18 protein-coding genes and 1 pseudogene are annotated in these 22,636 nt (G+C 44.6%); 12 read left to right on the top strand and 7 right to left on the bottom strand.

Annotation, left to right across the window (positions count from 1 at the left end):
* The first annotated feature begins 551 nt into the window (after positions 1–551).
* The 4 genes from QUA78_RS01065 (at position 552) to QUA78_RS01050 (ending at position 8,289) form a co-directional block, all read left to right on the top strand.
* Positions 552–2,726 (top strand): glutamine synthetase III, encoded by a 2,175-nt coding sequence (locus QUA78_RS01065; protein WP_333300128.1) that lies wholly within the window; start codon positions 552–554, stop codon positions 2,724–2,726.
* A gap of 358 nt (positions 2,727–3,084) precedes the next feature.
* Positions 3,085–4,182, top strand: a complete 1,098-nt coding sequence (locus QUA78_RS01060; protein ID WP_333300127.1) for a BMP family protein — start codon at positions 3,085–3,087, stop codon at positions 4,180–4,182.
* 41 nt (positions 4,183–4,223) lie between these two features.
* Positions 4,224–7,055: a PAS domain S-box protein gene (locus tag QUA78_RS01055; protein ID WP_333300126.1), complete on the top strand. Its 2,832-nt coding sequence runs from the start codon at positions 4,224–4,226 to the stop codon at positions 7,053–7,055.
* A 229-nt stretch (positions 7,056–7,284) separates the two neighbouring features.
* A complete protein-coding gene (locus QUA78_RS01050; protein ID WP_333300125.1) occupies positions 7,285–8,289 on the top strand; it encodes an ADP-ribosylglycohydrolase family protein in 1,005 nt (334 codons plus the stop codon).
* Between the two features lie 217 nt (positions 8,290–8,506).
* Here the strand turns inward: QUA78_RS01050 and QUA78_RS01045 are convergent, their stop codons facing one another.
* The 6 genes and pseudogenes from QUA78_RS01045 to QUA78_RS01020 all read right to left on the bottom strand — a co-directional run bounded on the left by QUA78_RS01045 (position 8,507) and on the right by QUA78_RS01020 (position 14,981).
* On the bottom strand, positions 8,507–9,916 hold the full coding sequence (locus QUA78_RS01045) for a cation:proton antiporter (protein WP_333300124.1): 1,410 nt from the start codon (positions 9,914–9,916) through the stop codon (positions 8,507–8,509).
* 112 nt (positions 9,917–10,028) lie between these two features.
* Positions 10,029–10,802, bottom strand: a complete 774-nt coding sequence (gene hisA, locus QUA78_RS01040; protein ID WP_333300123.1) for a 1-(5-phosphoribosyl)-5-[(5-phosphoribosylamino)methylideneamino]imidazole-4-carboxamide isomerase — start codon at positions 10,800–10,802, stop codon at positions 10,029–10,031.
* A 139-nt stretch (positions 10,803–10,941) separates the two neighbouring features.
* On the bottom strand, positions 10,942–11,619 hold the full coding sequence (locus tag QUA78_RS01035; protein ID WP_333300122.1) for a TIGR02117 family protein: 678 nt from the start codon (positions 11,617–11,619) through the stop codon (positions 10,942–10,944).
* A gap of 14 nt (positions 11,620–11,633) precedes the next feature.
* A complete protein-coding gene (locus tag QUA78_RS01030) occupies positions 11,634–12,836 on the bottom strand; it encodes a glycoside hydrolase family 10 protein (protein WP_333300121.1) in 1,203 nt (400 codons plus the stop codon).
* 131 nt (positions 12,837–12,967) lie between these two features.
* Positions 12,968–14,098 (bottom strand): annotated as a pseudogene (locus QUA78_RS01025) (serpin family protein).
* Between the two features lie 295 nt (positions 14,099–14,393).
* Positions 14,394–14,981 carry an amidohydrolase family protein gene (locus QUA78_RS01020; protein WP_333300120.1) on the bottom strand — a complete coding sequence of 196 codons (588 nt, stop codon included), beginning with the start codon at positions 14,979–14,981 and terminating at the stop codon, positions 14,394–14,396.
* Positions 14,982–15,361: 380 nt separating this feature from the next.
* Here QUA78_RS01020 and QUA78_RS01015 point away from each other — a divergent pair, with 380 nt between their 5' ends.
* From QUA78_RS01015 to QUA78_RS00985, 7 genes are all read left to right on the top strand, one after another.
* Positions 15,362–16,132, top strand: a complete 771-nt coding sequence (locus QUA78_RS01015; RefSeq protein ID WP_333300119.1) for a cysteine hydrolase family protein — start codon at positions 15,362–15,364, stop codon at positions 16,130–16,132.
* Positions 16,133–16,359: 227 nt separating this feature from the next.
* A complete protein-coding gene (locus tag QUA78_RS01010) occupies positions 16,360–16,797 on the top strand; it encodes a cupin domain-containing protein (protein WP_333398508.1) in 438 nt (145 codons plus the stop codon).
* Positions 16,798–16,912: 115 nt separating this feature from the next.
* Positions 16,913–18,505 carry a CocE/NonD family hydrolase gene (locus QUA78_RS01005; protein ID WP_333300117.1) on the top strand — a complete coding sequence of 531 codons (1,593 nt, stop codon included), beginning with the start codon at positions 16,913–16,915 and terminating at the stop codon, positions 18,503–18,505.
* A gap of 19 nt (positions 18,506–18,524) precedes the next feature.
* Positions 18,525–18,872: a DUF952 domain-containing protein gene (locus tag QUA78_RS01000; protein WP_333300116.1), complete on the top strand. Its 348-nt coding sequence runs from the start codon at positions 18,525–18,527 to the stop codon at positions 18,870–18,872.
* 13 nt (positions 18,873–18,885) lie between these two features.
* The gene (locus QUA78_RS00995) at positions 18,886–19,053 is read left to right on the top strand and encodes a hypothetical protein (RefSeq protein WP_333300115.1); all 168 of its coding nucleotides are present in this window, start codon (positions 18,886–18,888) and stop codon (positions 19,051–19,053) included.
* Positions 19,054–19,118: 65 nt separating this feature from the next.
* Positions 19,119–20,213: a DUF262 domain-containing protein gene (locus tag QUA78_RS00990; protein WP_333300114.1), complete on the top strand. Its 1,095-nt coding sequence runs from the start codon at positions 19,119–19,121 to the stop codon at positions 20,211–20,213.
* Complete coding sequence (locus tag QUA78_RS00985) at positions 20,210–20,863, top strand: MAE_28990/MAE_18760 family HEPN-like nuclease (RefSeq protein WP_333300113.1); 654 nt, start codon at positions 20,210–20,212, stop codon at positions 20,861–20,863. Before QUA78_RS00990 ends, QUA78_RS00985 begins: the two co-directional genes overlap by 4 nt.
* Before the next feature lie 19 nt (positions 20,864–20,882).
* On the opposite strand, the gene QUA78_RS00980 is transcribed toward QUA78_RS00985, so the two are convergent.
* A complete protein-coding gene (locus tag QUA78_RS00980; RefSeq protein WP_333300112.1) occupies positions 20,883–22,133 on the bottom strand; it encodes a CCA tRNA nucleotidyltransferase in 1,251 nt (416 codons plus the stop codon).
* A 107-nt stretch (positions 22,134–22,240) separates the two neighbouring features.
* Here QUA78_RS00980 and QUA78_RS00975 point away from each other — a divergent pair, with 107 nt between their 5' ends.
* Complete coding sequence (locus QUA78_RS00975) at positions 22,241–22,489, top strand: Ycf34 family protein (protein ID WP_333291180.1); 249 nt, start codon at positions 22,241–22,243, stop codon at positions 22,487–22,489.
* The last annotated feature ends 147 nt before the right edge of the window (positions 22,490–22,636 follow it).

Raw genomic sequence — 22,636 nt, 5'->3', positions numbered from 1 at the left:
GACCTTTCTGAAAAAAACATAAAATTCTGTAGCCTGCAATACATTTATTTGGTTAATGATTGTTTAAACTCTCCAAGTGTAGATTGTGTACTCTCCATAATTCTCCAAAACCCCTAAACGAGTGCGTTGTTTGCTGGACTGCGATTTATCGATCGTCGAACCGTTAAAAACCATAAGTAGTTTTGACCTGAATTCATCGGAATTGATTCGCACAAAATTTTTGAGCTGACCAGGGTGAAGATTAGTTACTAAATTTGTGCAGTGCAGACATCTATAATGTTGACTCAAGTTTGTACAGGCTCTTGCCATCTATCTTCTTGCTAATAACCGCAATCCAACCGCATCTCACACTGGATTGTCACACCCGATGGACGGCGAAGTCATTGCGCCTCGCTCCTCCAATCTTTTAGAGTCTGCCAAAAAGGCATTCTCCCAAAAGTTAGCTTTGACTAAAAACGTTGGGTAAATCCAACATATTTGTCAATCGTTAGACTTTTGCTAACATCTATTTTTTATCAACAACTCGTCCTGCAATCCCCATAAAAATAACCATGAGTGGAAACGAATCGCGCGTTCAAGCAATTTCTCAAATCGTCAACCGCAAACTGATGCCGGCGCGGCCTCCCAAGCGGCTAGAAGATATGTGGGCAACAGACGTTTTTAGTCTCAGCAAGATGCAAGAAAGTCTGCCCAAAAGTATTTTCAAATCAGTAAAAAATACCGTTCAAACCGGCCAAAAACTCGATGATTCCGTAGCTGATGTAGTTGCAGCAGCAATGAAAGATTGGGCTATTTCCAAAGGAGCCCTGTACTACGCCCACGTATTTTACCCGCTAACCAACGGCACCGCCGAAAAGCACGACGGTTTCATCTCAGTGCAAGGCGACGGCTCCGTCATCTCAGAATTTGCAGGGAAAGTTCTCGTACAAGGCGAACCCGATGGCTCCTCATTCCCCAACGGCGGCATCCGTTCCACCGCCGCCGCTCGCGGATACACAGCCTGGGATGTCACCAGCCCTGCTTATGTCATGGAAACAGACAACGGCATGACCTTGTGCATTCCTACTGTTTTCATCTCCTGGACAGGTGAAGCCTTAGACAAAAAAACGCCGCTTTTGCGTTCCATTGCCGCCATGAACAAAGCAGCAACCCGAGTGTTAAAGCTATTAGGAAATACCGAAGTTGCTCCGGTAAATTCCAGTTGCGGTTCCGAACAAGAATACTTCCTGGTAGATGCCAATTTCACCAACAGCCGCCCGGATTTACTGCTAGCAGGTCGCACCCTTTTTGGCAAACCTCCTGCGAAAGGTCAGCAATTTGACGACCACTATTTTGGAGCAATTCCAGAGCGCGTTCAAGTCTTCATGCAGGAAGTAGAAGAAAGAATGTACCGGCTGGGAATTCCTGCCAAAACCCGCCACAACGAAGTAGCTCCCGGTCAGTTTGAAATTGCACCAGTTTTTGAAGCAGCAAACGTCGCCAGCGACCACCAACAATTAACCATGACAATTCTTCGCAACACAGCGAAGAAACACGGTTTTATGTGTTTGCTGCACGAGAAGCCTTTCGCCGGCATTAACGGTTCCGGCAAACACGTCAACTGGTCCGTCGGGAATGCCACCCAAGGAAACTTATTAGACCCAGGCGATACACCGCACTCGAACATACAATTTCTAGTGTTCTGCGGCGCTGTGATTCGCGGAGTTCACAAATACGGGCCGCTGTTGCGCGCCGTAGTAGCTACTGCCAGCAACGACCACCGATTGGGTGCAAATGAGGCTCCGCCAGCAATTATCTCTGTCTATTTGGGTTCGCAATTAGAAGATATTTTCGGGCAAATTAGCCGGGGAGAAGTTAAGGACTCTAAAGGTCGGGGAATTATGAACTTAGGTGTAGAGACACTGCCTACTTTCATGAAGGATGCTGGGGACAGAAACCGGACTTCGCCCTTTGCCTTTACTGGAAACCGGTTTGAATTCCGTGCAGTAGGTTCCGGTCAGTCTGTTTCCGGGCCGCTGGTGGCGATGAATACAATTCTTGCAGATTCTTTGGACTGGATTGCTAACAAATTAGAAAGCGATTTGGCTAACGGAACTGAACTGAATGCTGCCATCCAAACAATTCTCAAAGAAGTGATGGACGAGCACGGTGCGGTTGTATTTGGCGGCAACGGCTATTCGGAAGAATGGCACAAAATGGCCGTTGAGGAACGGGGTTTAACTAACTTGCGGACTACGGCAGATGCTTTGCCCGTGTTGAAGGAAGGATACATTGAAGACTTGTTTGAAAAGACAGGTGTTCTGACTCCCGTTGAATTGGAAAGCCGTTATGACGTTTATGCAGAGCAGTATTTGCTGGCAATTGAAGTCGAAGCCAAACTGGTATCAAGCATGGCAAAAACCATCATTTACCCGGCAGCGGTGAGGTATTTAGCTGAACTTTCTGGCACGATTTCTAAGTTGAAAGAGATTGGGATTGAACTGTCCAAGGAAAGTGCCGAAAAAGTAGCGGTGCTGCTTAAATCCATGATGGATACTGCGAGCAAATTGAGTGCTGCTTTGAGCAAGCACGATTTTGCTTCGACCGAAGACCATATGCAGTATGCTTCGCAAACAATTCGTCCTTTGATGGATGAGGTTCGCCAGTATGCGGATGCTCTGGAAGGTGAAGTGGCTGATGATTTGTGGCCGCTGCCTACTTATCAAGAAATGCTGTTTGTTAAGTAATCGTAAATCTGGTTAATTTCCGGTGATATTTGTAGGGACACGGCACTGCCGTGTCCTTACTTGTTTTTGAGGTTAAATGAGTGTTACGCTGAATCTGTCAATCGATTTGAGATTTGAGATTTGAGATTTGAGATTAAAGAATTGAAGCATTGACCCCACGGATAAATTCGGGGGCTCCTTTATCGGATACAGGTTTTTTATTTCTCCACGGATGAATCCGGGGGCTTGTATCCTGGATGCTTTCGGTCAATCGATTTGAGATTTGAGATTTGAGATTTGAGATTTGAGAATTGAAGCATTGACCCCACGGATGAATCCGGGGGCTTGTATCCTGGATGCTTTCGGTCAGAGTCATAAAATGCGAGCGAAAGTAAGAGTTGTGAAGAGTGTTGAGATACCGTTCAACAAATTAATCGGGGTAGAAAAAGTAATCTTGCTGCGAAAAGCTATTATGCGAATTCAATCTCTTTTCAAACAAATGACTCTGGCGGCTCTAGCTCTATTTTTTGCGCTCGGTTGCAGTCGATCGACTCCGAAGATAGACTCTTCCCCTGAAGCAAGTACCTCTAGCACCTTTAGAGTGGCGTTGGTCACGACAGGGCCTAAAGATAACAACAGTTGGGATCAAGCTTGCTTTGAAGGATTGAATCTCATCAAAGATAAATTTAATGCTCAGGTAGACTTTACTGGCAGTATTGACGGCGAACATAGTGAAGCTGCCATTCGCAAATATGCCCAGTCAGGCTATGACCTGGTAATTGCAGCCAGTGGTGCCTATCCCAAAGCTGCCGAAAAGGTCGCTAAAGAATTTCCGCGAACGAAATTTGCCCTAGTTACAACGCATCCAGGGAATAACAGAAATTTGGGGGCTGTTGCCTTTCGATCGGGTGAGGTGGGGTACCTCACAGGCGCTTTGGCTGCCATGAAGACCAAAAGCCATAAAGTTGGCTATATTGTGGGTGCACCTTATCCGGTTTATAAAGAAGAAGAAGCCTTGTTTAGGCGGGGAGTGAAGGCAACGAATCCCTCTGTTCAAGCCTCGACGGCTTTTCTCAACACTTGGAGCGATACGCACAAAGCCACCAAAGTCGCAACGGATATGGTTGCCTCTGGAGTAGATGTTTTGGCAATCAACGCGGATGAGGCAGGGTTAGCCGCGCTAAAAGCCGTTACGCAAAAGCCAGGAGTCTTTGTGATTGGTTGGGCAAAGGATCAGTACGAACTGGCTCCCGGCAAAGTCCTAACTAGCGTTCTGCAGGACATTCCCCATCTAGTGCTAAATGCGGCCGTGTTAACCCAGGAAGGTCGCTGGGAAGGAAAACTTTACAAGTTTGGGATCAAGGAAAATATCTACGACTTTGCCCCTTTCCGCGGTACTCTCACGTCTCAGGAAGAGGAAACTTTCAAGACCGTTCGAGAAGCTGTGACGACTGGCAAAATTAATGTTTCTCCTTAGTGTGCCGATGAATTGATTTACCGTTATTTGTCCTAAGTCTGATGAACAATCAACGCAACGATCGCGTTCTGCCCATTGCCAGAAGCTCCCGTTCTCATCCCTGGCAACGCTTCTTATCTATTGCAAATCAACTCCGCTACGGTTTGATATTTTTGGTTCTCCTGAGCTTGCTGCCCACTGGTGGCTGGCTGATCTACCTCAGCTTTCAGGCGCAGATCCAGCAATCGCGATCGCTCCAACAAGAGCGCAGTCAGACAGCAGCAGGGCAGATTGATGATTATCTAGATGACTTGAAACAAAAACTGAGCTATTTAGCTAGGGTCAAAGGACTCACCAACTTTCAACCTCAAGTGCAGCAGAGCCTGTTGGAAGGGTTGACTCGTCATAATGATGCTTATGAAGCAGTTGCCATTTTGAACCGGAAGGGACAAGTTATCGCGTCAGTTTCACCCTACGAACCGCTCAAGTTAGAAAATCTAGCCAATTCGCCACTGTTTATTCGTGCCTTCAAACAACAGGAAGATTATGTGAGTCCTGTAGAAATTAATCCTCAAACTCACCAACCAAGCACAATACTGGTGGTTCCGATTCGGAATGAGCGAGATGAGGTGGATGGGGTGCTATTAGCGCAGGTAAATCTCAACTTTCTCTGGTTTGTTGTTTCCCAAACAAAGGTTGGCAAAACTGGTTATATCTATGTAGTCGATGAACGTAATTTTCTGATTGCTCAAAAGGGTAGTAAGCCAGAAACTTTTGAATTTCAAGATATTTCTCAGCGCCCTTTCTTTCAATTTTTGAAAGCATCCGAAGATACTAAGCACCTTAATGTTTATCGGGGTCTAAAACAAGTAGAAGTAATGGGAGCCAGTACCTTAATTAGGAGCGTGAATTGGAAGGTGGTTGTAGAACTGCCAACGGCTGAGGCGTATGCTCCCGTTTACCAAATGCTCTCAATTATGGAAGGCTCATTGGCGGTGGTGACGATCGTCGCTGTTGGCATTGGGTATGTATTTATTCGGCAAATTGTGGTGCCGCTCCAGCGCTTAACTACGGCAGCTACTGAACTCAGTGCGGGGCAATTAGAGACGCGGGTCAACATCCACAGCCAAAACGAATTGGGGACATTGGCGATCGCCTTTAACAATATGGCAACCCAGTTAGAGGAACTGATTAAAGCTGTTGAAGTGGAACGCAATTTTGTTTCAGCTATTCTTGAAATTGCAGGTGCCCTGGTAGTTGTGCTCGACCCGCAGGGACAAATCGTTCGCTTTAACCGAGCTTGCGAACAAATGACTGATTACTCGTTTAGTGAAGTGAAAGGGCGCTACATTTGGGAATTGTTCCCGAACTCAGACTTAGCCGGACAAGCCAAAACTGGTTTTGAGTCTTTAAAAGCTGGTAAATTTCCCCAGCAGTATGAAGGCAGTTGGTTGAGCAAAGATGAACAACTCAGACTGATTGCCTGGTCAGATACTGCTTTAGTGGATAATCTGGGTGAAATTGAGTACATCATCAAAACAGGGATTGACATTACTCAACGGAAACAGGCAGAAGAAGAACTCAAAGCGTCGGAGCAGCGACTATCTTTTCTATTCCGCCAAAGTGCACTGGCAGTTGTGGAATGGGATTTAAACTTTCAAGTCACTGCCTGGAATCCAGCGGCAGAGCAGATTTTTGGTTACACGGCTACAGAGGCGATGGGACACCATGCCGCAGAATTAATTGTGCCTGCGTCTGCCAGAAAGGTCGTCGATCAAATTATGAACGAGTTGTTGAGGCAGAGCCAAGGAATCTACAGCGTCAACGAAAATATTACGAGAAACGGCAAAATCATTATTTGCGAATGGTTCAATACGCCTTTAGTAGGGGATGGTGAAAATATTGTTGGAGTTGCATCCTTGGCACTGGATATTACTGAGCGTCAGCAAGCCGAAGCTGCTTTAAGGCAAGCAAAAGAGGAAGCTGAGGTTGCACTCAAAACCTTACAGCAAACTCAGGCACAGCTTATTCAGGCAGAGAAAATGTCAAGTTTGGGGCAACTGGTTGCTGGTGTTGCTCACGAAATTAATAATCCAGTCAACTTTATCTATGGCAACCTGAGCCATACTGCCGACTACACGCAAAATTTACTAAAGTTGATTCAGCTTTACCAGCAAACCTATCCAACTAATACCCAAATTCAGGAAAAAATTGAAGAGTTCGAGCTGGACTTCATTAGTGAAGATTTGCCCAAAATCCTGAGTTCAATGAAGGTAGGAGCCGATCGCATTCGTCAAATTGTCCTGTCGCTGCGAAACTTCTCGCGGCTGGATGAGGCAGAAAAGAAGCCAGTTGATATCCACGAGGGAATTGACAGCACATTAATGATTTTGCAAAATCGACTGAAGGCAAATCCGGCTCATCCTGCTATTGAAATTGTCAAAGAGTACGGTGACTTACCGCTGGTAGAGTGCTATGCCGGACAGTTGAACCAGGTGTTTATGAATATTCTGGCAAATGCGATTGATGCTTTAGAAAACTACGACAATCAGCGTTCTCCAAAAGACATCCAAAAGAATCCCAGTCGCATCACTATTAGGACTAAGCTAGTCACAAACGAAACTCAGCCCCGTCATTGTAAAAACGCGGTGATTCAAATTCAAGACAATGGATTTGGAATGACGGAAACTGTTAGACAACAGGTGTTCAATCCCTTCTTCACCACAAAACCAACTGGTAAAGGAACTGGATTAGGGCTATCCATCAGCTATCAAATTGTAGTTGATAAGCACGGTGGCTCCATCGAGTGCTTCTCTCAACCCCATCAAGGAACAGACTTCCGCATTGAAATTCCTGTGTTACAAAGCGGTGCTGTAGCACTTGTTGGTAAATAACTGCGATCGCCTTCCTCTATATATAGCGTTTTTAAAGTAGCTTGAAAACTGCTATAGCGCTTCTGAATAATTTGTGTAAATCACATAAAAGTGGTAAGCTTAACTTTAATAAAAAAAGCGGGTAGACAAGTAGTTAGTGCCAGCAGCGGGCGCTCTGACTCTCCACAGCAGGCTTTAAGAAGTCGGGGATTTAACATAAGATTAGATCGACCTACTTAAAGCTAGATAAATGACAGTCCCGCGTCTGGAACAATTTAGAGGTTGTCTGATCGGTCAGTGTCTCGGCGACGCTATAGGCTGTAGAGTAGAAGGCTATCCGCCGGAAGTTTGCCAAAACTTTGTCAGCTACGAAGTTAGACTCAAAAAAATCAAAGATCGCGATCGCTTCGGCTTCCCTTTTGGTCAATACACCGACGATTCCCAACTCGCCCGCGAACTCCTCCAAAGCTACGTCGCTTGTGGCGAATTCGACCCCAGCGACTACGCCACCCGTATTGCTGACATTTTCGCTCAAGAGCGCATTGTCGGGCGCGGTCGATCGACCGAAGAAGCTGCAAACCGCCTGATTCGGGGCGTTGCTTGGCAAGAAGCCGGTACTCCTGCTCCCAGTGCTGGTAATGGCAGTGCTATGAGGGCTGCACCGATCGGCTTAATGTTCTACGATGACCCGTCCCAGCTTGTACAAGCTGCTTGCGATCAAGGGCGCATCACCCATCAAGATTCGCGGTGTTCTGCCGGTGCTGTGGCGATCGCCGGGGCTGTGGCGATCGCCCTTCAATCTGACATGATTGAAACTGAGCCATTTCTCGGCCAACTGAGCGAATGGGTAGCAGAAGTTGATTCTTCCTTTGCCGCTTTGCTCAAAGATTTGATTGATTGGGTCAAATTGCCCCCAGAGTCAGCCGTAGAGTTGATTTCTAGAGCTGGACTCCCGTTAAACTACCAGCACTCTTGGCAAGGAATTTCCCCTTTTGTAGTCGGTAGCGTCTTGTGGAGTTTATATGCGTTTTTGAGAACGCCTCAAGATTACTGGGAAACTCTCTGTACTAGCATCGCCGTCGGTGGCGATGTGGATACCACCGCAGCAATGGCTTGTGCCATCAGCGGGGCATTTCTGGGCCTAGAAGCCATCCCGAATCAACTAGCGGAACTTTTGAACGATCGGGAGACTTGGGGTTTGGGGGAACTGATTCAACTCGCTGACAATTGTTATCAGTTGAAAGTCAAGCTGTAGCCGCTTCTCACAACTTAGGACTTATTATTACGGCTAGATAAATTGGGACGATCGACCTTTGTTTCTAAATCAGTCGATCGTCCCGACTCAAATTCCCTCAATCATATCGTTTCCGGTTGGATGGGCACGATCGAGTCAAGGTCAATAATTCCCCCTTCCCCGACTCCCGACTCCCCACTCCCCACTCCCGATCATTCCGGTGTAACCGGAATTGATATCAAACGATTTTCTCGCTAGAAAGTTCCCCACTAGCAGGAGGCTCTACCGTATCGCCAAAGGCAATCCGCAGAAATGGCGGAGCCAAAAAAGTCGTCAGAATCACCATGATAATAATCGAGACTTCTAACGGTTTATCCAAAACCCCACTCGCCGAACCGATGCCGGCAAACACTAAGCCGACTTCGCCCCGAGGAATCATCCCCACTCCGATCGCCAATCGATTGATTCCAGGCTGACCAAACACCACCCAACCTGTTACGATCTTGCCAAAAATAGCAACGACAATCAAGAAAGTGGCAATCAAAAGTCCCGCCCGATTATCCGGTACTGTTGGGTTCAACACCCCCAAATCGGCCCGCGCTCCCACCGTCACAAAAAAGATGGGCACAAGCAAATCGGCGATCGGCTTCACCAATTCAACCAACTTGTTTTGGACATCGCTTTTATCCAACACCAAGCCAGCCGCAAAGGCCCCCAAAATCGCTTCGAGATGAATTGCATTGCCCAGAAAAGCCATGAAGAAAGCAAAGATAAACGCCGGGATGACTATATTGCCGCGAGTTTTGAGTGTGTCTACCACCGCACTAAAGCTTTTGTTAAACACACCGCCCAACAGAATTGAGCCCAAAAGAAACACAGTTGCACTGACTATCAAATAGATGACATTAATAACATCAATCTCACCAGTTTTGGCTAAACTGGCGACAACAGCCAAGACAATAATTCCTAGCACATCATCAATCACCGCCGCACCAACAATGATTTGACCTTCTTTAGAGTTGAGTTGTCCTAAATCAGACAACACTTTAGATGTAATTCCAATGCTGGTTGCCGTCAAAGCTGCCCCCGCAAAAATTGCTGGAATTGCCGCCGTGTGGAAAATTATCATCAAGCCCGCAGTACCAGCAGCAAAGGGAACTGCCACACCTACGCAGGCGACAACGGTAGCTTGAATTCCGACTTGCTTGAGTTGTTTGAGATCCGACTCTAAGCCAATTTCAAACAGCAGAATAATCACGCCTAATTCAGCTAGCACTGCAATGATTTCACTCTGCGATTCAAAGACACTGGTGAGGGCGGCGGGAGACAGATGATTAATCGATTGCAGAACTGTCATAATCCCTGAGTTGGATGCTGACAGCCCGCTTCCGGGAAAAACAATCAAGTGTAAAGCAGATATTCCAATAATCACCCCTGCTACAAGTTCACCCAAAACCGGGGGAAAATCAAATTTTAGAGCCACTTCCGCGCCGATTTTACTGGCGATATAAATCACTACCAAACTGAGCAAAACTCCGCTGAGGACGATCGGCGAATTTTCGGGATCGACTGTTGCTAACAAAGGTATGGGAGCAACTAGGGAGGCAATCCCAGAACTTAAAGCTGTAATTGTATGATTTACAAACATGAGTGAGGTGATAGTAAGCAGAACAATTATAAGCTGATTTATGTGAGATTCCAGACTTTGCAGAAGTTGTCTGGAATCTGGGGTAAGTGATAATTAGCTTGCGGAATGACGATCAAGCAAAACTTGAAGAACCCAAATCTGGGGGAACATCCTGCCACCTTCCTTGACCTACGGCTTGAATTGCTTCTTTTAGCAAGATATCGCCGGTATAAATTGCCCTACCGACGATCGCACTTTTGACGCCAATTGGTTCCAAAGCCAGCAAACTCAACAAATCTGCGATCGAACTAACGCCACCGGAAGCAATCACCGGAATCGAAATAGCATTAGCAATTTCGCGCAAAGATTCCAAATTCGGCCCTTCCATAGTACCGTCGCGGTGAATGTCGGTGTAAATAATTTCAGCAGCCCCTAACTCGGCCATTTGTTGCGCCAATTCGGTTGCTAAAACTTCCGAAGTTTCTAGCCAGCCTCTAGTCGCAACTTTACCATTTCTGGCATCAATGCCAACCAGAATTCGACCGGGAAATTCGGCGCACAATTCGCCGACTAATTGCGGTTGTTCCACGGCGACAGTGCCGAGAATCGCCCGCCGAACGCCTAAATTGAGGATAGCAGCAACAGAAGCGCGATCGCGCATTCCCCCACCTACTTGACAGGGAACGTCTACCGATCGGACAATGGCTTCAATGGCTGCTTGGTTGACTGGATGACCTGCTTTAGCGCCGTCGAGGTCTACTAAATGCAGCATGGTTGCGCCTTCATTTACCCACTGTCTGGCAACTTCGACGGGGTTGTCGTTAAAAGTTTGAGACTTCGCGTAGTCTCCCTGATACAATCTGACGCATTTTCCATCCAATAGGTCGAGCGCTGGAATTACATTCATGATTTTTCCTCAAATTGGTAATTATACCAGCTAAAAAAAAGAATGCAACTTTAGGCAATCTCCCAACTCATACACAATCATTCATTCCGAATTCTAAAATGTAAAATCTAAAATCTAAAATGGTATTACCGATTACCATTTATTCTTGACATTCGCAACCGCTATTTAAATGAAACATAATCGCCGAAGACAGCGTTGACCATAAAGGAGTATTGACCTCGGCTTTTTGCAAAGCTTCTGCCGTCCAGTCGTTGCAAGTTCTTAAAATATAGTAACTGCCTTTTGCTTCATAAAAACTGTCGCTGTTACCGTAGCCGTAGCTAATTTTCATTTTCTTACCTGCTGCATCTAATTGGAATGAATTTTTAATAAAATTTACCAGCATCAGATAATTTTTCCCACTAATCTTAACACATTTGGTTTCAATATTTAGGGGAAAAACCCGATAACCTTGAACCTGTACGGTAGACGGAGTAGGGAGAAATAGCGCCTTGAAAGCTGTAACTGGGTTGATACTTCCTGATGTGGGAGTTTCCAACATAAAAGCTCGATCTCCCCAGCCAAAAGACAAATATTTATAATCAGAAGTGGCATCCCGCCCTATTTCTGTTAGCAGTAAAAATTGATTCCAGTCAAAATATTCATTTTTAACTGGAACAATGATTTCGGTGTGGATGCCTTGGTTGGAAATGTATAGAGAGATTCTGCAATCTGCTTGCGAGTAATTTCCCCACTTTCTAGGAGTGAGATAGCCAATTGTTAGGAAAGCAGTCAAAGATAAGATGACAATTCCTAAGCGCTGTATGATTTTTCTCATTTTAACCGTGGGTTTCAACTTGTGCCTTCGGATGGCGGGCGCTGCATCTTTGTGGGAAAGAATTCTTGCAAGGCATAATTGCGCTGTTCCGGGGTTTCGCTAGCCCAATTCGACAAACTTTCGTAGAAAAAGAACGACACGCCCGCGAAATCTCTTTTTCGCACTTCTTGCACTTGTTCTTGAATTTGTTTGAGGGGGACTGAATTATTTTTAAGACCCGTCAAAATGCCGATCGCAGTTGGAATGTGAAGTTTAGCTAATTTGACTTCTTCCCGTTCCAGTTCGGCACTAAAACGCTTGATATCGCTGCGATAAACCTGCAACACAATTTCTTGGATGTAGCCGCGTCTTTCCCAGGTAAACCAGTCCTGCAAGTGGGCGGGTAAAGCAAAGTGAAAAGGGTTCGGAGATAAGCTGACAATACATTTTTCTTTGCGGGATTTGATGGCCCGGGAAACTCGCCCCACGAAGTCGTTGATTTTGTCAGCGCGCCAGCGCACCCAGAAGGTTTCGCGGGCGTCGTCGGAGGGAGGGCTTTTGATTTGTTCCTGATACATTAACACAGTTAGTGGCTCGTAGCCAAATTCTACTGGCAAGCCGAAATGGTCGTCAAATTGAATGCCATCTATATCATAATTATCGACAATTTCTAGGATTAAATCTAAGATAAATTGCTGAACTTCGGGATGAAAGGGATTCAGCCAAACTCGCTCGTGTTGGCCTTCTTTCCAAATAGTTGAACCGTCGCGCCGGTGCGCCAGCCAGTCGGGGTGAAGTGTGGCTAATTCCGATTCGGCTGGAGCCATGAAACCAAACTCAAACCAGGGGATTACTGCTATACCTTTTTGGCGGGATTGTGCTATGATTTCTTTGAGGATGTCTCGGTCTTTCAATCCGGGCGATGGGTCGATCGACTGGCCGAATACTCGTTCGGCTGCTGCACTGGGATAAAGCGTATAGCCTCCTTGCCAAACCGTGGGATAGATGGTATTGAAATTGAGTTTATCCAGTCGATTTACAGCGTCAATGATGTTGTTGCGCGAGAAGATAACGTCGCTGTCAATGTTCGTCAGCCAGACGCCGCGTACTTCGGTTGTTGGGGTTTTGGGCGGGGTTTGAGCCAAGAGACGGGGGGATAATATGGCGGAGGAGGTAAGGGCGATCGTAAAAACAACTATTAAAGCCAGTATCCGCTGCCATTTGTGCAATTTAATCATCAATTTGTCGCAAATATGATTATTTTGATTTTTCAATTTTACCGTTGAATTAGCTTGGTAGGGTGTGTCAGCTAGGGTTATTTTATTAAAAGTCGATCGAACATTTCCTGACGCACCTACTATTTTTGATATTATTTCGGGTCAACGATGGTACCCATAAATAATATTGTTCCTGTAGTATTGTCTCGAATGGCACAAAAGAATGGACGGTTTACTTTCATTTGAAAAGGCGAGCTTCTGGTTCCGATGGAAGTCACTGCTGCTGCTTCTGTACCTTCTTCGTTTACTTCGACAAATGTTTTGTGTTGTACTGAATCTACTGCTATTTTGTCATCAGTCATCGGAGAAAAGTCAGCTTTTGAAATATCAAAAATTCCTGCCATTCCCAAAGGTATGAGTGTGTTGCTGAGTTCAACTTTATAATCTATCTTGAAGCGCGGTATTTCAATTATACCCTTTTTTTCGCTAAATTCTTGCCTCCATTTATCCCAGTTTTCTGGTGTTAATTGCTGCAATAAAGTTGCCAAATTGCTATTGGATTGGGGCAAAAAAATATACATAGCCAGAGCGCCTTCTTTTCCGTAAGGTAAACTGACTGCTTGAAATTGGTGTGTTTCGTAGTACCAATAAAAGCCTTTCTGAGACATCATCGGATGCTGTTTTGAACTGCAATCGGGTCAAGAGAAAGTTTTGTTGGCAGTTTGAAATTTATCAAAGGGGGTTTTCCAGTTGCCTTTGAAATAGATAGCATTAATCAAAAACAAGACTTGCTCCGAGCTAATTTGATCGACTATTTTATCAATTTTTCCTTGAGTTTTTTGGCTCACCCAGTTGTTAATGATGCTGGGAGCTTGCGGATTCATAAAGTCTAGTTCGGTAAGATTAGCATTGTAGTAGTGTTGATTTATTTGCAGAAATTCAGGTTTTAAGGAGAAGCCTTGTTTCGCCCAAAGCGAGTTGGCAATTGATACTTGGACATTGGGGTCAACTTTCTGCAAACTATTTTGCAAAGCTTGATTTGCTGCGTTGATTTCTTGCGGAGTCATTCCCGTTAATTCGAGAACTTTTGTCATTTCTTGTTTGGTTTCTCCGCTAACTCCGTTGTATGCCATTGATAGTGCGAGGGCGATCGAAGTAGGGGAAATAAAGATATTTTGATTCGGCTGTTGTTTGGTGAGGGAGTTGAACAAGTTAAAGCCAAATTTGGTATTAGCTGCAACAAGTCTGGCGTCTACATTGCTCGGATTGTTAGGGGGTGTCATAGCTGCAGCTTTTGAGTGAGGAGGATTTGCGAGGTTGATGGGGTTAATTTTCAGTGACGGCGCTAATTCTGCGAAAATTGCTAATGTAATGATGGCTGCAGTAACAATCCTGGTTTTCCATGACACAACAGTTCTCTTTGGTTGATATTTTGGGTGGTGTGGTATCACGTTTTTACCTCTTTGTTTTTAGTTTCGCGACTGGGGACTAAAGTTTTTGAGAGTTTAATATAGTAAGGATTAAAGTCCTTACTATAAACAGTTGGTTAACTCTTTTTAGGAATAGAGAGGATAGCTTTTAAGAGTAACCTTGCAGTTTCATCACTTGGCGGTAGTGCGCTTCAATCTCGTTCACCGTTTGCGATTGACGCTTGCTCGTCCACTCGCTGCGATCCAATAATTCTCGCCTCAAAGCATTAACATCGATCGTTTTCACCTTACCTTCGGCTACAATTTGCTTGCCGTTGACCCAAACGCTGTCTACCGCATTAGTCGGGCACCCCAATATTAGCAAGCCAATCGGATCGGTGCGCGGCAGCAATGATAAACTGGTTAAATCATACAGCACAAAATCTGCTTTTTTACCCACTGTCAGCGAACCCATTTCATCGGCTGCATTCAAGCCTTTTTCTCCTTCCAGGAATGCCATTTCTACAGACTGGCGCGGTGTAATCCATTGGCGGTAATCCAAATCCGTGATCTTGTGCAAAATCGAACCAATTTTAATCGCTTCCAGCAAATCTTGAGAGTCATTGCTAGCAGCGCCGTCGCAGCCAAAAGATACGTTGACTCCCGCTTGACTGTATTTCAAAATCGGTGCAATTTCGCTTCCCAGGCGCAAGTTGCTGAGGGGATTTTGTACGACTGTCGCTCCAGTTTCTGCCATAATCGCCATATCGCAATCGTCCAGCTAAACGCAGTCCGCTAAGGAAGTTCTGGGGTTCAAATAACCAATCCTTCAATCGCACTTATGCAATTATCCACCACTTGCACGTCTGTGGTTTCATAACCCCTATCAACCGGAATTAAAGCATTTTCAATTATAAAGCTCACAGATTTACCCTTTTTGTAAATTTGCATTGATTTTTATTTTATGATTGCAGGGCGCTAACATTTGCGATCGCTAAACTGTAATAAACTTAATAAATCCTAAAATTTATCAAAAAGTTACCCCGGATACTTAATTATAGTAAAGATTTAAGATATGACAAGTTAGTAACAATCAAATTGTTATAAGATTGAAATTGTTTTTGAGTCAAACTCCCTATGAATCCTGATTCTCTCCGCACCTTGGGCGTACCGCCGAATGCTTGGAAAGTTGATGCCAAAATTGCCGATATCACCCGATCGCCGATCGCACCTCAACCTGTTACCCTGGAAACAGAAACTAAAACCCTGCGTGTGGACTTGGCAAAAGCTGCAATGTTGGTGATAGATATGCAAAATGATTTCTGTCATCCCGACGGTTGGCTGGCGCATATTGGCGTAGATGTAACGCCCGCGAGAACTCCAATTAATCCTTTAATAAATTTGCTGCCAAAATTGCGATCGCACGCCATGCCAATTATTTGGATAAACTGGGGGAACCGCCCCGATTTGCTCAATATTAGTGCAGCTTCCCGTCACGTTTACAATCCCACGGGCGACGGCGTAGGTTTGGGAGATCCGCTGCCAAAAAACAACGCACCTGTACTGATGGCAGGGAGTTGGGCGGCACAGGTTGTCGATGAATTGGAACCGAAACCCGAGGATATTTGCGTTGATAAATATCGGATGAGCGGCTTTTGGGATACTCCTTTAGATAGTATCTTGCGGAACCTCGGAAGAACTACACTTTTCTTCGGAGGAGTAAACGCCGATCAGTGCGTCATGGCTACCCTGCAAGATGCTAATTTCCTCGGTTACGACTGTATTTTAGTCAAAGATTGTACAGCTACGACATCTCCCGAGTATTGCTGGCAAGCTACTCTTTATAACGTTAAACAATGTTTTGGCTTTTTGTCGAATTCTCAGGCTATGTTAGAAGCAATTAAATAGCAGTCATCAGGGGAGCATCCCTCTGGAGTGTAAAAAGCGTTTTTTAGGAGTGTGAGAGTCCCGCACAGCAAAGCCTATATCTCGTTTCCTGCTCGGACAGCGAACTCTCCTGTGAAATCCATAAACTTTGGAGGTTGAGCGGCGGACTAATGACTCTGGATTTACCACTAATGACAGCAGAAACATAACCACTGACAACTAACAATAAAAAAATGACAAACCAGTGCATGATTCCTGTTATAAAGTCTCCGAAAGACTACCAAGCATTTCGCATCAGTCCGGGCGATACTAATAGATTAGCGATCGTCTTCGATCCGGTAACAGCTAATGTTTCATTAACTGTTTGTGTGGAGATTTTCGATGCGGGTGGCAAAACTCCTCCCAACCGCCATCAATTCGCAGTAGAAATGTTTTTTGTACTTAAAGGAAGAGGGCAAGCAACCTGCGACGGCAAAACAGTTAGTATTCAACCGGGAGATAGTTTGTTAGTGCCTCCAACGGGCACTCACGTAATTGAGAATACGGGCAGTGAACGTTTGTACGCTTTGTGCATCATGGTGCCGAATGAGGATTTTGTGGAACTAATTCGCAGCGGTACACCAGTCGAACTCGATGAAGAAGATATGAGAGTTCTCGGGCGATCGGATGTACTCGTACCGTGCTAGGTTTGTAGTAAGGACTTGATTCTTTAGAAAAAGCACTAAAGCCCTTACTACGAACTTTTTTATTTGATGTTTTTTAGAATTTATGCTGAAACTTTGCCCGAAAGAAACAGCGTCAATGCTAACTAAAGATGGCGTGCGTTTAGATGCTGACATCTACCGCCCCGATGCGGAGGGCGAATTTCCAGTATTATTAATGCGGCAACCTTACGGAAGGGCGATCGCCTCTACATTAGTATATTCCCATCCCGCATGGTACGCCAAACACGGCTACATCGTTGTCATCCAAGACGTGCGGGGACGCGGCACTTCCGAAGGCGAATTCAACCTATTTGTTAGCGAAACACAAGACGGTTTTGATAGCGTCAATTGGGCAGCTAATTTGCCTGGAAGTAACGGCAAAGTCGGAATGTACGGTTTTTCCTACCAAGGCATGACTCAACTCTACACTGCTGCTGCTAAACCGAGCGCTTTAATCACAATTTGTCCGGCAATGGTAGGGTGCAATTTATACGCAGATTGGACCTATGAAGGCGGCGCGTTTTGTCTGCAATCAAATCTCGGCTGGGCAATTCAGCTAGCCGCAGAAACCGCTCGCTTAAAAGCCGATATTTCTGCCTATCAAGCCTTGTATGCAGCTTCGAGAAATCTCCCGCTATACGATACCGTGCCGGCGCGTCCTGAGATTATTAAAAATCTTGCCCCAGACTCATATTATCACGATTGGTTGGATAATTATCGACCGAGCGAGTATTGGGAAAAGTTATCGCCAAACATCAAAGATTTAGACTTGCCAATGCTGCACGTTGGCGGTTGGTTTGATACTTATTTGCGGGGAACAATCCATCTTTACAAGGAAATGGCGAGCCGGAGTTCCTGTCCGCAGCATTTGATAATTGGCCCTTGGGCGCATTTACCTTGGGGGCGAAAAGTTGGAGCGTTGGATTATGGTTTTGCAGCTTCAAATCCTGTGGATGAGCTGCAAATTCGCTGGTTCGATCGCTTCCTCAAAGGAGTTGATACAGGAATATTAGACGAGCGGCAGATTTCGCTATTTGAGATGGGGAGGAATGATTGGCGGAAATTTGATAAATGGCCTAATAATTATCATAAATCTTATTTTTTAGCAAGTACCGGACTTGCCGCGATGAGAGAAGATGCGGGTATTTTAACAGATTGTTGCCCGGATGTTTGCACTGATGATATATTCGTACATGACCCTTGGCGGCCGGTGCCATCCTTGGGAGGTCACGCTGCATTTCCTGCAGGCGCGATGGAGCGATCGGCTATTGACTGCCGCACCGATGTTTTAACATACACTTCGGCACCGCTAACGGCAGATTTGCACTTAGCTGGAGATATAATTGTCGAAGTATTTTGTACAGCAGATGCGCCGAGTTTTGATTTGTGTGCGATACTTTCTGAGGTCAAAGATAGCGGCAGCGTATACAATTTTACTCAAGGGTACGTGCGGGTTAATTCAGGTGAAACACCTGTGAGAATTGTGCTGCAAGCAACTTGTATGCAAATTGCCAAAGGTAATGCGTTGCGTCTGAGTTTGAGTGCGGCTTGTTTTCCCGCTTACGGCGTGAATCCGGGAACGGGTGCGCCGGACGGTGAAGCGCGGGCGATCGATGCTAAAATTATCACGCTGACAGTAAGTTGTGGCGGGAATTGTCCCTCTCAAATTTTGCTGCCAATTGTCAATTAAACCTAAAACCTATCTAACTATGAGCGTTATTTTTCACATCACCTGCAGCCAACAGTGGGAACAAGCAAAACAAGTTCAATCCTATCGCGGCGATACGCTAGATTCTGAAGGATTTATCCACTGTTCGACTCTGCCGCAAGTTCTTAAATCTGCTAATAAATTTTTTGTGGGACAAACAGGATTGCTGTTGCTTTCGATTGACTCGGGAAAAGTAGAATCTGAAATTAAGTATGAATTGGCTGCGGGTGAGAATTACCCGCACATTTACGGGCCGCTGAATGTTGATGCTGTGTTGAAAGCTGTTGAGTTTGAACCGGGTGCAGATGGCAAGTTTGAATTGCCGGAAGAATTAAAAGATATTACCTAACATAATTTGATAAATGTTGAGTTTGGCTTGTTTTCCCCCTGGCGATGTAAATGCGGGAACCGCGATCGCTGTGAGGAAAACGCAGGCGATCGATGCTAAAATTGTTGCACTGACTGTGAGTTGCGGTGGCGAGCGTCCTGAAAGAGCATTGTTAGGTGCGATGGAAATCAATTATAATTAGATATGTCACCTTTCAACTGAGAATCTCATTATTAATAGCTTGATTAGCTAAGGAGGGAAAATAGTATGAGCTTGCAAGAAGAAATTACCACAAAAACTAAAGAATTTCGCACAGAGAGTTATTCTATGTCTATTGGGGAAATCGCTAATCTTTATAAAGATGGCGAACTCATCATCGATCCAGAATTTCAAAGATATTTTAGATGGAGCTTACAACAAAAGTCAAAATTTATTGAATCTTTATTGCTTGGTATACCCACCCCTCCTATTTTTGTATATCAAAGAGAAGATGGTATCTGGGAGTTAGTAGATGGATTGCAAAGAATATCAACTATTTTAGAATTTATGGGTTATCTAAAAGATGAAAAAGGACATGAAAAACCGCCCTTGGTTCTTGAAGGGACGGAACTGCTTCCCAGTTTAAAAGATGCGGTATGGGAAACTGAGGAACGCAATAATACTGCGATTTTTCCTAAATTTGATTTCCGAAGAGCTAAAATCAAAGTAGAAATTATTCAAAAAAGCTCAGATATTAATGCCAAGTTTGAAGTATTTGAAAGGCTGAATACAGGCGGTTCCTTTTTGTCGTATCAAGAGGTTCGCAATTCTTTGTTGGTAATGATTAACAAAGATGTTTATTTGTGGTTATCTGATTTAGCAAGTAATGAAGATTTCCAAAACTGTATTTCCATAACAGAGAGGCTTGTGCAAGAGCGTTACGATATGGAACTTGCCTTAAGGTATGTAATCTGTTCGCACTTTGACTTAAAAGATATGAAAGATGTGAATCAGTATTTAACTGACTGTTTGGTGAAGTTATGTAAAAACAATGACTTTGATTTTGAATCAGAAAAACGAAAATTTTACCAACTATTCTCGCTTCTGAGCAAATCGACTGGAGAGAGTAGTTTCAAAAAATATGACGGGGAAAAGTTTAAGGGAAAGTTTCTGGAATCTGCGTATGAAGCAGTTACCATTGGATTAGGTGCAAACGTTGATAGTTATTCAGACACGGAGTCTGACCTAGAATTGTTAACTGAAAAAGTAAAGCAGATGTGGTCAGAAAGTGATTTTACTACTTACAGCGGCTCTGGTTCCAATGCGCGCGTTAGAATTCCTAAAATGCGTCAGTTTGGGATCGCGTACTTTAGCAAGAAATGAGTAAAAAAAATAGAACTCTTCTCGATCTTCAGGATAACATAGATCGAGATTTTGCCTGGAGAATCAAGGAACTTAGCCTACTTAAAAGTAAAATTCCCAATACACCTAACAGAGATCCTTTACAAGATGTACTAATCAGAGCCGGTGTCACAATGTTATACGCTCATTGGGAAGGTTTTGTCAAGTGTGCGGCAGAGAATTATTTAAATTATGTATCATTAAAAAGATTGAGGCACGATGAACTTGAGTCATGCTTTGTGGCTCTTTGTCTCAAAAAGAAAATTAATGAAATGGATAATACTAATAGATTTGACCTGCAAACAGCAGCCGTTGATTTTATGTTAGAGCAGTTAAATGAAAGGGCTTATATTCCCTATGAAGGAATAATTCAAACAAAATCAAACTTGAGTTTTTTTGTTTTTCGCGATATTTGTACTGTTATTGGGATTGATTATAAAAAATATCAGCTTAAAGAAACCTTGATAGATCGAGAGCTACTTCAATTCCGAAATAGCATAGCTCACGGGAAATATTTAAGTATGAATTTTAATGAATATCTTAAGATTTATGATAAAATCATTGAAATGATGCGAGATATAAAAGACGATATACTGAATGCAGCAGCTACTGAAAAATTCAAAAGAAGCTGATAATTTAGAGATCTATCTTTTAGTTATCAACCAACTCTGCCGCAAATTTCAGCGCATCTTCGCGAGTCGCAATTCTCCCCTCCACCCGCGCTAATTGAATCTCCATTAAAAATTGACCGATGCGCGGACTTCTGGGCAAATTTAAATATTCCATTAAATCATTGCCGCTAACTAATTGTGTGGGATGAGCAATAATATCATCAGCATCCAGATAGCGATTAATTAACAGTGAAATTTCATCAATCGCAACTCCCGCCGCCACCGCCAAAACCGCTAAAACTGGAAATACTATTCCTACATCCCGAAACAAAAAATACTGTTCTCGCAAAGACATTTCCGCGATAGGTTTTGCTTGCAATTTGGGCAAGTATTTCAAAAGCCCGATCGCACTTTTAATCTCCGCATTGCTGTACTTCAACCGCTGCAACTGGGTTTCAGCAATTGTCGGGTCGGAATCTGCCAAAATAGCCAACTTCGCGACAGCTAACAAAGGCGTTTTAATCGTATCTCGAATCTGACGCCCGAATTCCTTCCCCAAATCTGGATAAATTGCCGCTAATTTGTCAGCAGACGCATCAATTTTTGTCAAAATATCAAAACGGTCGATCGCACTTTCAAACCAAATCGAAAACAAACCATCTTCGCAACCGCGACAAATCCAAGGAACACCCTCTGGATTGCTCAACAAATAACCCAATTCCGTCCGCACCCGTTCCACCGCTACCCGACTCAACAGCGGTGCTAATTCCCGAATCGCCGATTGAGTTTCAGGTTCGATCGCAAAACCTAACTGCGCCGCTTGGCGGTAAGCTCTTAATAACCTCAGCGGATCGTCCTCCAAATTAGACCGCGAAATCATCCGCAGCAAACCCAACCGCAAATCAGTTTGACCGTCCAAAGGATCGATGATTTCTCCTGTAAAAGGATTGCAGGCGATCGCATTTATCCGAAAATCCCGGCGTCGCAAATCCCCATCCAGACTCCCCCCTTCCGCCTGCGCCAAATCCACCGTACCGCCCGCAAATACAACCCGCGCAATTTGGCGTTCCGCATCCAACAAGACAAATCCACCATTCGTGCGATCGGCAATTTTTCGAGCAGTCTTCACGGCCCGTGTTAGCATGACAAAATCCAAATCAAAATAGTGCGATCGCCTCCCCAGCAGCGCATCCCGCACTGCACCGCCCACCAGATAAGCAGGCGCAGTCAACAGTTCCAAATCAAACGGCCAAGAATCAGGAGATAATGGAGGTGGCAAACTATTCGACATCGCAACAAAAATAAATAAACTTACAAACAATAAAGCTCTTGCTACGCTAGATTAACAGAAAGCTCAAATTTCACCAATCTTTTTGAAATGCACAGAGGATATCAAGAATGTGTATTTGTATTAACTGCCACTATGTAGACCGCTGCTTCACCTACCACGCCGTAGAAGGACAGCACGAACAGCTTCACCTCACCGAAACACCCGATTTCGACCCCGTAGAACCCACCATCAACGTCAACATCCGTCCCCGCCAAGACGAAATTGAAATGGAATGGGATGTAGTTGGCTGTCAAAGTTTCAAGCAAGAGACCGGCAAATGGGCAAAATTGCGGCCAGGCGAACTCGTCCCGACTTAAGGAAGAAGTCATTAGTCAGTAGTCAGTAGTCATTAGTTATTTGTTGGTTGTTGGTTGTTGGTTGCTATTTGTTGGTAATAATAACCAATAACCAATAACCCATTCCCAATGCCCGATTCCCAATGCCCGATGCCCGATGCCCGATGC

Source organism: Microcoleus sp. K4-B3, from assembly GCF_036704615.1.
In the GTDB taxonomy this organism is placed as follows: domain Bacteria; phylum Cyanobacteriota; class Cyanobacteriia; order Cyanobacteriales; family Microcoleaceae; genus Microcoleus.
This window is presented reverse-complemented; position numbering and strand designations above follow the sequence as displayed.